Annotated in this window: 14 protein-coding genes; all 14 read right to left on the bottom strand. The window is 28.0% G+C overall.

Annotation, left to right across the window (positions count from 1 at the left end):
• Positions 1 to 10 precede the first annotated feature (10 nt).
• Positions 11 to 418, bottom strand: a complete 408-nt coding sequence (locus tag HNP99_RS05025; protein ID WP_173851941.1) for a hypothetical protein — start codon at positions 416 to 418, stop codon at positions 11 to 13.
• 227 nt (positions 419 to 645) lie between these two features.
• Positions 646 to 1,794, bottom strand: a complete 1,149-nt coding sequence (locus HNP99_RS05020) for a hypothetical protein (protein WP_173851939.1) — start codon at positions 1,792 to 1,794, stop codon at positions 646 to 648.
• A 179-nt stretch (positions 1,795 to 1,973) separates the two neighbouring features.
• Positions 1,974 to 2,861 carry a hypothetical protein gene (locus HNP99_RS05015; protein WP_173851937.1) on the bottom strand — a complete coding sequence of 296 codons (888 nt, stop codon included), beginning with the start codon at positions 2,859 to 2,861 and terminating at the stop codon, positions 1,974 to 1,976.
• 180 nt (positions 2,862 to 3,041) lie between these two features.
• Positions 3,042 to 3,554 (bottom strand): DUF6624 domain-containing protein, encoded by a 513-nt coding sequence (locus HNP99_RS05010; RefSeq protein ID WP_173851935.1) that lies wholly within the window; start codon positions 3,552 to 3,554, stop codon positions 3,042 to 3,044.
• 9 nt (positions 3,555 to 3,563) lie between these two features.
• Positions 3,564 to 4,028 carry a hypothetical protein gene (locus HNP99_RS05005; RefSeq protein ID WP_173851933.1) on the bottom strand — a complete coding sequence of 155 codons (465 nt, stop codon included), beginning with the start codon at positions 4,026 to 4,028 and terminating at the stop codon, positions 3,564 to 3,566.
• A gap of 283 nt (positions 4,029 to 4,311) precedes the next feature.
• Positions 4,312 to 5,502 carry a hypothetical protein gene (locus tag HNP99_RS05000; RefSeq protein WP_173851931.1) on the bottom strand — a complete coding sequence of 397 codons (1,191 nt, stop codon included), beginning with the start codon at positions 5,500 to 5,502 and terminating at the stop codon, positions 4,312 to 4,314.
• Positions 5,503 to 5,918: 416 nt separating this feature from the next.
• Positions 5,919 to 6,404, bottom strand: a complete 486-nt coding sequence (locus HNP99_RS04995) for a hypothetical protein (RefSeq protein WP_173851929.1) — start codon at positions 6,402 to 6,404, stop codon at positions 5,919 to 5,921.
• 359 nt (positions 6,405 to 6,763) lie between these two features.
• Entirely contained in the window at positions 6,764 to 7,066 is a 303-nt protein-coding gene (locus HNP99_RS04990; protein ID WP_173851927.1) for a hypothetical protein, read from the bottom strand.
• A gap of 261 nt (positions 7,067 to 7,327) precedes the next feature.
• Entirely contained in the window at positions 7,328 to 7,762 is a 435-nt protein-coding gene (locus HNP99_RS04985) for a hypothetical protein (RefSeq protein ID WP_173851925.1), read from the bottom strand.
• Positions 7,763 to 7,965: 203 nt separating this feature from the next.
• The gene (locus HNP99_RS04980; protein WP_173851923.1) at positions 7,966 to 8,631 is read right to left on the bottom strand and encodes a hypothetical protein; all 666 of its coding nucleotides are present in this window, start codon (positions 8,629 to 8,631) and stop codon (positions 7,966 to 7,968) included.
• A 256-nt stretch (positions 8,632 to 8,887) separates the two neighbouring features.
• Positions 8,888 to 10,219, bottom strand: coding sequence for a DMP19 family protein (locus tag HNP99_RS04975; RefSeq protein ID WP_173851921.1), 1,332 nt, complete (start codon positions 10,217 to 10,219; stop codon positions 8,888 to 8,890).
• Positions 10,220 to 10,450: 231 nt separating this feature from the next.
• Positions 10,451 to 11,035 carry a hypothetical protein gene (locus tag HNP99_RS17875; protein ID WP_254596824.1) on the bottom strand — a complete coding sequence of 195 codons (585 nt, stop codon included), beginning with the start codon at positions 11,033 to 11,035 and terminating at the stop codon, positions 10,451 to 10,453.
• 206 nt (positions 11,036 to 11,241) lie between these two features.
• Positions 11,242 to 11,733, bottom strand: coding sequence for a hypothetical protein (locus HNP99_RS04965; RefSeq protein WP_173851919.1), 492 nt, complete (start codon positions 11,731 to 11,733; stop codon positions 11,242 to 11,244).
• A 174-nt stretch (positions 11,734 to 11,907) separates the two neighbouring features.
• Positions 11,908 to 12,759 (bottom strand): toll/interleukin-1 receptor domain-containing protein, encoded by an 852-nt coding sequence (locus tag HNP99_RS04960; protein ID WP_173851917.1) that lies wholly within the window; start codon positions 12,757 to 12,759, stop codon positions 11,908 to 11,910.
• Between the last annotated feature and the right edge of the window lie 125 nt (positions 12,760 to 12,884).

Raw genomic sequence — 12,884 nt, 5'->3', positions numbered from 1 at the left:
ATTAACCTTATTATTTTTTTGTTTTGATAAATACAATAAATTTTCCGAAAACGAAAACGATGCACCCCACTACTCCTGCTACAAATAATCCAGTTAGGAATGAAAAACTTCTTCCTGTATCTCTTGTCACTTTTTCTAAAGCTTCTTTTTGTGCTACAGTAATTTCGTTTGCTGTAAAGAATCCGTCTTGATTCAAATCAAATTTTTCTAACACTAATTGTGAGTTAATAGTGGTATACCAAGCTCCTCCTATAATTAAAATATACACTATTAAAAAAACTGTTAGACTTGTCCACAACCATTTTTGGTCTATAGAAGTAAATAATCGCTTACGTTGATATAAAACAGCTATTAAAACCAAAACTGAAATTATTGTAGGAATAATAAAATGATACGGTAAACTGATGCTTAGATTCATGGTAATGTTTGCTTCTTTAAATTAATAACTTATTGCAATAATAATTACCAAAATTGTAAATATAACCAAAATTATTTAATAGCGGAAGCGGGATTTTTTTTACAATAACTGATATAGAAGTATTAGATAAATAATGTAATTAAGATGTTTTTCATTATTTTAACTTAAAACTCAGATTTCAATTTTTTGGGTAAGATTGCCACTAACGTTTAGCTAATTTGAAATGGTTATTTGAACTCGTTAATATTACTTGTCTTGCGTAAATATCTAATAAATATTCCTATTGTATTCATTCTACTTTTTGTAAAGTTGTTTGGTGAATAATAGCAAATCTGTCTCATTTTTAGCAACTTGTCAATATCTGTATACTCAATACTTAAAAATAATTGCGCTTTAACAGCTTCAAGTCCAAAACCTTTTGATTCAATAATAATATCAAGTAATTGGTCCTTTTTATTTTTAATTAAAGATTTTGGATTCTGTGCATTCTTTAACTCTAGAAGACCTTCATTTTCGAGCCAAATAATTACTGGAGATTTAATATCTCCAAATCTTTCAATAAAACCAATATCATTTGTAACCAATGTACCGTATTTGTTTTGAGGACTTGTATCATTTTTTAACCAATCAAGACTTGATTTTTTTTCTACTTTAGATTTTTTACCTATAGTTTTGATACTTTCCAAATATTTAATTCCATCGTTTCCAGAAAGTTCTGCTAATGCATAAATTGCTTTTGTTTGCACTTCGTCATACTTAGTGGATTCAATTATTTGCTTTATAAATTCAATTGATTTTGGATTACTTATATACATTAACGCACCAATAAGGTCTTGCTGAATTTCTGTGTCATTAGTCTGTTGAAAAATCTTTTCAATTATTGGAATTGAGGATTCATAGATCGCAAGTGAACTTAAATAACCAGCCCAAATTTTACTCCATCCAATATTGTTAGATTTTAAATTATCCAAAGCCATTTGTTCACCATATTCAGCAGTAAAAATTAATTCTGTGAAAAGATTAGCGATTGTCTCATTGTTTTCTGTTGGCTTATTCAAAAGAGCTAACAACTCTTTGCCTTTTTCTGGACTATGGATTAGAAGATTGTGGCACAATGCAAATACGCTGTTTGTTGGCTTATTGATTAAGATAGCTTTTTTTACTTCATTATAAAGTTGTAATTCTTTTATTATTTGTTCTTTTTCAAAAGTTGCTTTCGATTCTCCGTAAAAACTCAATCCACTAAATCGATATAATTCAGGTTTAAACTCATCAAAATGTGCAATAATTTTTTTATCAAGAGAGTCGGAAGTAATACTTTGAGCAAAAGTATTTGTCGCTGTAATAATCAATAAAAAGGCAAATATTTTTTTCATTTTTTTATTATAATCAAGTTTGTCTAGTTTACATATACTAAAATTAGTGCTACAATTTTCGCGCTTGACAAGATTGGAGAGTTTATAACTACGTATATAATACCAAAAATAAGAAATGGAAATACTAATTACACTAAATACCCAATCTGGCTAAATAGCTGCTGTTTGCTAAGTTTTATTTATCTTATTTTTTTAAAGATAAGTTCTATATTATCATTTTTTAACTTTAAAATATTGTTTCTTAATTCGAAATTTCCATTAAATAAAGTCTCTCTTTTAGTTGTATCAATTACAAAATTTGCTTGCGAATATATTTTTTTGATATAATCATTTGGATAAGATTTTAATGTGATTTTTTTATGTGTTAAGTCAAAAGTGAAACGACCTCTTCTGTCCATTTTTGTTTTTCCAAATTCAACAGTTTGAAAACTATCTCGTTCAAAATATAATTTATTGAATTTTGGGTTTCCTTTTTCAAGTTGCCAAACACCATAAAAATCATTTTCATTTTTTTCTAAATTATTGATATAAAATAAGAAACCAAAAAAACCAAAAAAGACAATAGGAATGTATAGAAATTTAATTCTATGAATTTTATTTACCCAATTCGGCATATTGTCTTTTTGGTATAGGCTAGGCTCAGTAATAAAATAGTGGATAAACAAGGGAAACTCTGACAGAAATATAAATAATCCCATAAATGTTAAAATAATTGCCATTATAAAGGCATCAAAATCAACGTCAAAAGCAATATCAACAGCGATAATATTAGCCATTATGCATAAGAACAGCACAGCACCAAGACGAACTGTTTTTCTGAAAAACAATAAAAATGATACAGCAATTTGTGATAAGGCAATAAATACAGCATACTGATAAGAATACCCAAAATAAAACCAAACTAAATCCATTCCATCTAATTCTCCAATGGGAGTGTCATACGTTAGTAAAGATGTAGTAAATTGTGTTCCAATAATTTTTGCAAAGGCATAAATTAAAATCATTGTTCCTGCAAAATATCTGAAAAATGTATATAAATAGTAATGTAGTTTATTCGTTGGTTTCATAAATTATTTTCTTGTTTATTGGCTATATTTTAATTTTTAAGTCTTACAACTGATAGCTAATGTTTTTCGGCTTTGAAATAGTGGTAAAATCGTAACCGCTCAGCTTTGGGACTAACTAGAATAGGAAAAAAATGCTAATCACACAAAAAATTAATCCAGCCAAAGTACTATTGCCACACCTTATTTCTTGATCTCGTTAAATATCTTTAATGTTTTTTCTTTGTGCTTTTTAACATCCCAAACTACACCAAATCTTTTTAAGTATTCTTCTAAAGTATCTAATCCTATTTTGAGTCTTCTTTTATTTACATCTTTGGGATTTTTGATTGGCCAAACATAATATTCTTTGTTTTCATCCATTTTTAATTGAGTGCCATATGTTTGCATTTCATTACTGTACATAGCAATCCGATCTTCTAAATAGACCAAATCATTTGGAAATTGTTTACCATCATCAACCGCTTTTTTTATTAAGGGTAAATATTTTTTCTGGATATCTAAGTTATTATTATGCTGTACTAACATAAATAGTGTGTTCACACCATCTTCTCCAATTACTTCGGGTCCTGGCCATCCATACTTGTTGATAATTTTTTCAAATTCGATAAAATTCAGGGAATCAACTTCATTCAATTTTATTCCATATTCTTTAAATTCATCTGAATTATCACCATATTTTTGTTGCGTTTCCATAAAGAATTCTCATATCTTTTGGTCTTTATTTTTAAGTTCTAACAGAGATTGAATTAAAGGCTCATTAACTTTATTATTAGCTTCAACTTTCTTAATTTTTAATTTTTTAATAAGATTTTTCCATTTTTTTTCATTGTGAAAAATTTCAAATGCTTCTTCATCGACTATGTTCTCATAGTTTGTATAATCATCGAATATTCCTTTTTTAGAAATTTTAAATAATTGTTTGTATGTAGCGCTCTTATCATTGGAAAGTGAGAATGCAATTGCTGCATCAAAGCGCACATCAGAAGTTATTACATTTTCGTTAACTATTTTAAATGCCTTTTTATAGTGTTCACCTGCTTTACTATAATTTTTAGATTCTAAATATTCTTCAGCTTGTTCAATATTATCATCATAAGAAATTAATTCTTGTGCAAAAATTGAATTAAAACTCAAAATAAATAATACGATAGCTTTTTTTAAATTCATTGTTTATTATTTTTAATGCTTTTTACTTTAGCAACAAATTCAGATTGAATATACTTTTCAGTTACGCTCTTGTCGTTACCTATACAGGCGTAATTTGCGATTGAGAATAGAAGCGTAATTATTTACAGTGTTTTTCTCATAATTTATAGTATTGTCTAGGCACTAGCCGAGGTTAATGACTTTTGAAACCGATTATTTTCCGTTAAAGATAAAATTTATTACGAAATATAAACTTCAGTTTATCAGATATTTCGTCATTTATCCAAACCGCAGTCAGTGGCAGTTACTTAATTTTTATTTCGAATTTATTGATAATTTTATAATTTTTATCTTTAATGATTATTTTATATGTTCCTTTTTCTAGTATAAGATTTATTTTAGATTCATTATTGAAAATTTCAATTAAATCTGCTGGAATTCCATTCTGTTCAAATTCATTTTTTCTGTATGCTAAAGCTAAGATAGGATATTCAGGAATTTTAGATTTTGGGATACTGTATTCCTTTCTTACACCATTTAAAAATAACCAATTTGGTCTTTCGTTTACATATTCTGTTAATGGATGAATTATTTTACAATCAGTTTGGTCATTAGTTTCACTTCCATTAAAAAGTTTTCCGCTTTCATTTACCATAATAATTGGTTTATCTGAATTAACGATTTTTATATATGGATTGATGAATTTTATATCGCCTTTTTCAGAATAAGCAACTTGGTCAATTGTAAATGGATCTAAATTAGTGTATTCTTTCAATCTACCTGCCATTGCTTTTCCCCAACTTTTATTCTGTGGTGTCCCTTCAATAACGTGATCATAACCGCAATGTATTAAAAATTTAGAATTTGGATTTTCATTAATTAATTTAGTAATGTTCTTTGCTTGAATAATTTCTCTTTCTTTTCCATTTGAATCATCTGATACTTCATATTCAAACAATTTAAATCCAATTTTAATTGCGTCTTGAATTAAATTTGCCATTTGTGGTTCTTTAGTATAATAACCACTTTCTATTATTGGGAATTTTCTTTTATTTATCAACGAGTCTGAAACTGAAAGTGCTTCTAATCCAAAGAAACGGTAACCATTATCATACAAACCTTGTAAAAGTGATGTTGTAAAAACTCTGTGTCGAGAATTATGATGTGCTTCATTTATGATAATTATTTTTTCGTTTTTTGAACGATTAATTATGTACTCTTTTGCATCTACTTTTTTGAATGAATTAAAATATAAACTATCTTGTTTTGTAATTGTTTTAATTCCACTTCCAATTTTATCCCACGTTTTTAGTGCTTGCAAATAATATTCGCTAATCGAATAATCTGTTGCACCTATTTGATATTTCCAAGCCAAAGTATCTTCATCAATTTTATTTTCTATGTCTTTAGAAAATTGATAAGTTTCTTTTTTAATTTGTGCTGTTATTTTTACGGTAAAAAGTAAAATGAAGATAAAGTTAAATAATAGTCTCATAATATTTTATTCGTTATTATAGGTATTTGGTAAAACTACCTACAATATCTTAGCGTTACAAGAGGTTTGGGATAAAAATGTGTGTTTTTTCCATTATCCACAAATTTCCCAAGTATAAAACTATCTTTAAATTTAGCCAAATACCCAAATCTCGTTTAACTACTGTTATGCGTTTGGCAGTTTATTTATTCTATTTTTATTTTTTATTTAATGTGTTAGGCATCTTGCTTTTACCTTTAAAATAGGAAAAAAAGAGTAAAATATTTTAGCAAATAAAGTTTTCTACTTAAGTTTTAAATTCGTTCTTTTATGTGAGCTACAATCTGCTGATTCATAAAGTTTTATTTGTAATTAGTTACGTAATTATGCTAATGAAAATCAATGATAATTTTAGGAAGTAGACTAGAAATAAACAGTTATTTATATATAGTGTTATAAATGGTTGTTATGCGGTATTGAAATTTCAGGTCAATATCGTTGATTGATTTTAATTTGTATTTTATAGTTCTACCACTTTCATTTCTCCCATTTGCTTCTAAAATTATAAAATTAAAAGGTGGTTTTGTTTTATTGTTTACTTCTGTCTCAAAAAATGAGAATTTGATTATAGGAAAATAATTTTTATCTGTTTCTCTTATGATAAACTGGTATTGCGCAACTTTCTTTTCCCTTTTATTAAAAATTTTCAAAGTAATCTCTTTATTTCCTTTTTCTTCTTTTATCTCAGAGAATTCAAATTTATTTTCGGTGACATTTTTAGTATCTTTTTGTACCCACTTTTTTGTTTTTATAAAATAGAATTTTAAAGAATCTAATTTTTCAATATGAAAATAATGCATTTGATTTTTATCTATATCAGATATTACAGATACAAGAGAATCGTTACGGTAATATATGCTCATATATTATGAGTCATCTTCAGAATTGAAGAAAGTAGTCTGTTCGGAATATGGAGATAAGTTATGCTTTACTATTTTATCAAACTTATAATTTTGACTGTAGCATAGGCTTATAAAAAATAAAAAAAGTACGGAAAATGTAGTTTGAAGCGTTTTCATAAAATTTTTACAATATTTTAGTGTATAATAGCTCAATTTAACGTAAGGTATTTCTAATTTGGTCTGGTGACGCATTTCATATCTTAGCTTGGTGGGGAACTTATAAACCGATTATTTTTGACTTTAAGAATATATATAAAAAAAAACGGTAATTCCACTAAAATCCAGCTGCCTCAAAATGGCTGTTGAAAGAGGTTTTTTTTTTATTCCCATTTTTTATAGTTTGAATTAAAAATGATTTTATCATCAAATCCTATATTAAAAAACACAATAAATGTTGAATCATCTAATTTCTCATAGTAAGGTCCCTCTCCCATTTCTGTATCAGCTTTAAAATCGGATATAGAATTTGGTAATTTATTATGATTTTTTTTAAATTCATAAATTTGCATAACCATCTTATTCCCTTTTTGTTCGTAACTATTATTTTCTTCATGTTTTAAAAAAAAGTAAACACTAATTATAATTGTTAAAATAGTTAAAATAGAAATTATTATCTTTTTCATAGTTTTTACTTTATATAAATTGAAATTACGGTTTAATAATTATTAGATTCCACAAGAGTAGCAATTACTCTATTGGTTATTGGCATTATGTAGTGGTTCATTTCAGTTATTACACTTTCAATTTCGTATTTTTTTTAATTTCTAAAATAAATAGTTTTTAAGTAATAGGCTATTCTTAAAAATGGATTCTAAGTTACTCTCGTCAACATTCTTATTTACCACATATTTCGCCATTTATGCAAACTGCTGTTGTGAGTAGTGTTAATTTATTCGATTATATACAAACTTATAAATTATAACATTCCCATTTCCATCATTATCAGAACTTTCTAAAATAAGTTTACTGTTACCGTTTTCAAATGTTACATTTTCAGTATAAATATCTCCATTCTGATTGAATTGATAAGTGTTATAATTAATTTTTGTCCAAGTAAGATTAATATTATCAACTAAAACACATTCATTAGCTAGGTTTTGATCATAATATTTGTCGGTTCTATTTCCATTACTTGTAAACTCAATAGTTGATGGTTGACAATCGTTTTGTGTAAATTGAATGTCATTTTCATATTGAGTTGAGTATTCCCATTTTCCAATTATTGAATCCACATTTGAAGAGTTATCATCGTTTTTTGTACACGAAATGACTAATGTTAGTAGTGTTAATAAATTGATTTTTAGAAGTATTTTTTTCATTTTTCTTTTAGTAAATTATTTTTGGTTTAGTTCTTTTAGTCTCTTATTTGCTCAAACATTACGCATAGCGTTTATGTATAAGAATAGTTTCGGGTTTGTATGCGAGGATTTTCCGAAGGAAAATCAGACGTAATAAAAATGCAACTGCCTTTGGTTAATCACTAAACTACGCAATTTTTTATACACGTTGTTGTAAAATATTTTTATTCATTCGTTTGTTCAGTTAGAGTATTAAACTCAAACACTTTATTTTCAATATTATCAGTCGTGAATTTTTTAAAGTCGTTCACAAAAAGAATAATGTCTTGATTTCTGTCGCTTACTATTTCTAAATTATACTTTTCGTTGATTATTAATTTTAAAGGAAGTTTATTTTTTTTAACTGAGAATGATGTAAAACTTTCAAACATCGTATTTATGTTTATTAAACTATCCTGTGATTTTATAGTACTTCCAATTCCAATTCCGTCGTCTTTTCCAGAATTCAAATAAGATTTGAAAGATATTTTAATTTTTATTGAATCAGTTAAGTTTTCAGTTTCTTTAATTGAAATACTGTCAATTGAATGTATCGGTTTAATGAAGTTCAATTTCATTTTTTTGTTTTCAATCAAATATTCTCCAGAACCAAATTCATTAATTGTAAAATATGGGCCATCTATATGTCCTTTTGTTTGATTTTCATCATTATAGTATGATAATGGTGAATTTCCTATATATGAAATAAAACCAAATTTTTGATTTGGCAATAAATGAATAAAAGATAAACTGTCAGGTGTAAAGTAGATTTTTTCTCTATTTTTTTTTTGAGAGTAAAAGTTTTTACTTATTAAAAGAATTGTCAAAAGTAAAATTGTTTTCAATTTCATATTAGATGTTTATTTAAATTTATTCGTTTTGTGTTTTGAATAAAAATTCAATTTAGCGATCAATTACTTTGATTTAGTAAAATGGTCTGTTGGTTGAGTCAAATGTTTTACAATGTTTCGCCACTTTGAGATGGCTGGAAGTTTGTAACCGCTCAGTTTTCGGCTTAACGAAAACTTAATGCGAAAGATAAACGTGAATTTACCACATATCTCGCCATTTATGCAAACCGCTGTTAGCTGTAGTGCATATTCTAAATTATTTGTATTTTTTGTTTGATATTTCTTTTCCGTTTTGATAAATGGTTTCTTCTTCAATATTTCCATCATCATCGTAAGATTTTGTTATTCCATTTTCTCTATCATCAGTCATTTCTTGATACAATGTCAATTTTCCATTACTGTAAGAAAATTGCTTTCCGTGTCTTTTGTAATTTTTGTATTCTTGTTCATTTCTGTCAATTCTGCCATCATAAATAGAGTATTCAGTTATGTAAAGCCCCGTTCCGTTTGTTAAAATTTGTTCACCATTTTCATCCCAAAAATTATGTAATAAGAGTTCTCCATTTTTGAATTCAGCTTCAAGTTTTTTACTTCCATTCTTATGAAATTTAAGCCAAGAGCCATCACGTTCATAATCTGAAATGTATTTTCCCGATTCTGCTAATTGTTTGTTTTCGTGCCATTCTTTATATTCTCCAATCCTTTCATCTTTATCTAATTGCTTGTGCTCTATTTTTTTTTGATTTCCGTTTTCATAATACAATGAATGCTCAAATTGATTTTTCGATAAATTTTTAGTTATAATATATTTTTTATTACCATTTTCATAATATTCAATTCTTTCTCCAGTTTGCTCACCTTTTAAGTAATGAATTTCTTCATTTAATTGTCCATTTTCAAAATGACTTTTAAATGTTCCTGAAATGACACCTTTTTCAAGTGGAATTAGCTCTTTAATATTCTTGTTTGAATGATAGGTTTTAAGTTCTCCTGAAAAGTTTAGATCAAATTCATTACCTTCTTCATCTAAACATATTTCATTAGGATTTTTACGAATATAGTTCTCAATATTTTTCATCGTTTGATTATTTAAATCATAATATTCATAATCTAAATCGTCAAAATCTTTTATTTCTTTATATAAGTTACTAAAATCTTCCCAACCACCAAGGCGAGCATCTTTAATTTTTCTATTTTCTTTTAGATATATTTCGTAAGAACGGTTCACAAGTTCCGCCATTTTATTGTCTCCAATATATTTCAATCCTTTTATGATTGTTGGTGTGTATTTTCCATAATCATTATAATAATATTGAGTAAATCCACCATTATTTACCTGCGCATCAACATACCACCAATAGTACAATGCTTTTTGACCGTAAGATAGATTTTTACCTTTTGTGAGCTCTCCTTTTGCATTTTGAATATATTCTGAAATTGGTTCGAGAACAAACCAACCAAAATCAAAACCTGTTAATTTGAAAAAATCGCCTTTATCTAATTTTGGTCTAAATTGTTGTGACTCGTTAAGTTCCCAATAAGGATCCTTATTAGGTTTATTTAGTCCGAAAAAGTTAAGCATATTCATTTATAAATAATATTAAAAGTAGGTTCTTATTTTTTGAGGTTTTCGTTCTGCGAGCGCATTACAGCTAACGTTTTGGCGCTTGGCGAAGGTGGCGATTTTCACCACAAATGTTGATGCGGAAAACCAAACTTTGTTTAACCACAAATGTGTCTGCGGAGCACCGAATCGCCACTTTTGCCAAACGCCTGTTAGGGGTTTGGGCTTCTTTTCGTCCGTTGTCGTTTAGCTCTCTCATTTTAGTGTCAAGTAAGAATAGATTTGTTTAGCAAAGTCAGCAAGTTTGTTGTCTGCTTCAAATTTATAGTCATTGTCAGAATACTGAATTGATAAAGTGTATATGTAACCGCTTTGTGCTTTGTCTGAATAAACAACTAAGTCAAAACGACTTTGATTAAGTCCTTTGGATTTTCTGTAAAAACGAGTGTTTAAAAAGTATGCGTCTTGTCCCGAAGCAAGTTTGATTTTTTCTTGACCGTCCTTGAATTTTTTAGGAAATTCTCTGTCGGGGTTTGCTCTGTAACCGCTTAAACATTTGTCTTTGCAGTCGTCAAGATTTTTGCCGTCTTGCTTCACGAAAAAAATTGTCACCATAACAGGCGAACCATTAAATGAAACTGGAAGTGCAAGTCCATTTGCTTCTAAAAGTTGTTCTGGTCCTTTTCCGCCTGCTGGCATTTGTCGCCACTTGTAAGGAACTTTGAATTCATAATTGTCGGTTGAAACTGTTTTTAAACTGTCCCAAATTGTTTGGTCAACTTGTCCAAAAGCAGTCATTGTAAATAAAACTACTGTCAGAATTGTTAGAATTTTTTTCATTGTCTATTTATTTGTCGTTTGTTTATTTTTTGCACTTCTGTTTGTTGTCTGCACGGTCGTCATAGCCTGACCGCTAACGTGTCGCGGCTAGCAGAAGTGGCGAACTTTGTAACCGATTATTTTCGGCTAAGATAAAATTTCTTGCGAAAGATAAATGTGAATTTACCACATATTTCGCCAATTTTGCAAACCGCTGTTGGTGGCAGTTATAATTTTCCACCAAGTTTATAATATATTTGTTTAAAACTATTTATTTTTAATTTTCCTTTATGTTGGACTTTCATTTCAAATTTGAGTTTTGTATAATTTGAATAATAAAAACTAGAGATTTGATTTTCTAATTTTCCGTTTTTAAATAACCACAAAGATTCGTGATAACCTGATTTAGAATATCGCTCTACAATTTTTGAAAAGTCATAATAAGTAAATAATCTTTCTGTTTTCAAAAATGGGAATATTAAGTTTTTAAAAATGACTTTATCTTTTTCAATTATTACTCTTTTTAGTTGAAAAACTAAACTTAAAGCAAATATTTCAAGGAAAATTATGAGAAATAAAATAAACGGTTTGTAAGTCCAAAATCCATATTCAAATATTCGATTACCTGCTTTTATGAAAATCGTCCAAAATAAAATTCCCACAAGAAAATTTATAATTAGAACAAGCAAAAAGGAAGTTATTTTTATTTTAGATTTCATTTATTTGTCTTATTTTTCGGTATCTGCGAGATAATTGCCACCAACGTGTCGCGGCTTGCAGAAGTGGCGAACTTCGTAACCGATATTTTTCGGCTAACATAAAATTTCTTGCGAAAGATAAACGTGAATTTACCACATATTTCGCCATTTTGCAAACCGCTGTTAGTGGTTGGCTTAAAGTTCTTTTAATGAGTTTACAATATCTTCAATCGTATGAATTGAAGTATTTAAAGCCATTTTATCGGCAAGCGATGGACTAAATTTTAAAACTTCATCTTTGGAAATCTTATGCCAGATAGGTAATATAACTTGATGACCATTCATTTCTCGAGCAACCATTCCATTTAACTCGTATTCTGTCCAGTTCTTTTTCACAAAAGATGGTGAAATTATTACAATTCCAAATCTCGATTTAGAAAGTCCATTATCTATTTTCTTTCGTAAACTGTCACCAATTTTTAATTCAAATTCATCATACCAAACTTTAAAACCGTTTTCCTTTAATGCGTCTGCTAAATCTCGAACAATTTCTTGTTTATCTTCCGATGCATGAGAAATAAAAAAATCAAATTCTTTGTCAGATTCTTCATCGTGATTGATTGTAGTTTTAGAAGAATAATTTTGATTAACTAAAAATTCCAATTGATTTTTTTGTTGATCAATATCTCTCTGAAGTTTTTTCTGAAAATCAAGTTGCTCTTTTTGAAATTTTTTCTGCTGGGTTTCCTCTGATTTCCTCAGATCTTGTTTCTTTTTCCCCAATTCAACAGATTTATTCGCAATCTGTTTTTGATAATCAGCGCTTTTCTTTTTACAGTTATAAATATCATTTTGATAACCCTGAATTTGACGTTGTTTACTTTGTAAAGTTGAAATTGAAGTACTTTTACTAATTGATCTATTAACAGAATCTATTTGTTTTACCTTGTCATTTTCCTTTTTATTTTCATCGGCGATTTTTTTCTGTAAGTCAGCAACATCTTTCTCGATTCGGCTAATTTGATTTTGATAATATGATGAATTCATAAAGTTGATTTTTACGATGATTTTTCCGAAGCTTGCCACTAACGTTTTGCAGCTACACGATGCACAAGGGTTCGGAATCAGAGTGTTTTCGGCTTAACGTAAAGGTCTTGCGAAACGATAATTCC

This window comes from Flavobacterium gelidicaeli (genome assembly GCF_013294005.1).
Classification (GTDB): Bacteria; Bacteroidota; Bacteroidia; order Flavobacteriales; family Flavobacteriaceae; genus Flavobacterium.
This window is presented reverse-complemented; position numbering and strand designations above follow the sequence as displayed.

Excerpts from the sequence above, each read along its gene's own strand:
- HNP99_RS05025 (WP_173851941.1), bottom strand. The coding sequence starts at position 418 with ATGAATCTAAGCATCAGTTTACCGTATCATTTTATTATTCCTACAATA.
- HNP99_RS05020 (WP_173851939.1), bottom strand. The coding sequence starts at position 1,794 with ATGAAAAAAATATTTGCCTTTTTATTGATTATTACAGCGACAAATACT.
- HNP99_RS05015 (WP_173851937.1), bottom strand. The coding sequence starts at position 2,861 with ATGAAACCAACGAATAAACTACATTACTATTTATATACATTTTTCAGA.
- HNP99_RS05010 (WP_173851935.1), bottom strand. The coding sequence starts at position 3,554 with ATGGAAACGCAACAAAAATATGGTGATAATTCAGATGAATTTAAAGAA.
- HNP99_RS05005 (WP_173851933.1), bottom strand. The coding sequence starts at position 4,028 with ATGAATTTAAAAAAAGCTATCGTATTATTTATTTTGAGTTTTAATTCA.
- HNP99_RS05000 (WP_173851931.1), bottom strand. The coding sequence starts at position 5,502 with ATGAGACTATTATTTAACTTTATCTTCATTTTACTTTTTACCGTAAAA.
- HNP99_RS04995 (WP_173851929.1), bottom strand. The coding sequence starts at position 6,404 with ATGAGCATATATTACCGTAACGATTCTCTTGTATCTGTAATATCTGAT.
- HNP99_RS04990 (WP_173851927.1), bottom strand. The coding sequence starts at position 7,066 with ATGAAAAAGATAATAATTTCTATTTTAACTATTTTAACAATTATAATT.
- HNP99_RS04985 (WP_173851925.1), bottom strand. The coding sequence starts at position 7,762 with ATGAAAAAAATACTTCTAAAAATCAATTTATTAACACTACTAACATTA.
- HNP99_RS04980 (WP_173851923.1), bottom strand. The coding sequence starts at position 8,631 with ATGAAATTGAAAACAATTTTACTTTTGACAATTCTTTTAATAAGTAAA.
- HNP99_RS04975 (WP_173851921.1), bottom strand. The coding sequence starts at position 10,219 with ATGAATATGCTTAACTTTTTCGGACTAAATAAACCTAATAAGGATCCT.
- HNP99_RS17875 (WP_254596824.1), bottom strand. The coding sequence starts at position 11,035 with ATGAAAAAAATTCTAACAATTCTGACAGTAGTTTTATTTACAATGACT.
- HNP99_RS04965 (WP_173851919.1), bottom strand. The coding sequence starts at position 11,733 with ATGAAATCTAAAATAAAAATAACTTCCTTTTTGCTTGTTCTAATTATA.
- HNP99_RS04960 (WP_173851917.1), bottom strand. The coding sequence starts at position 12,759 with ATGAATTCATCATATTATCAAAATCAAATTAGCCGAATCGAGAAAGAT.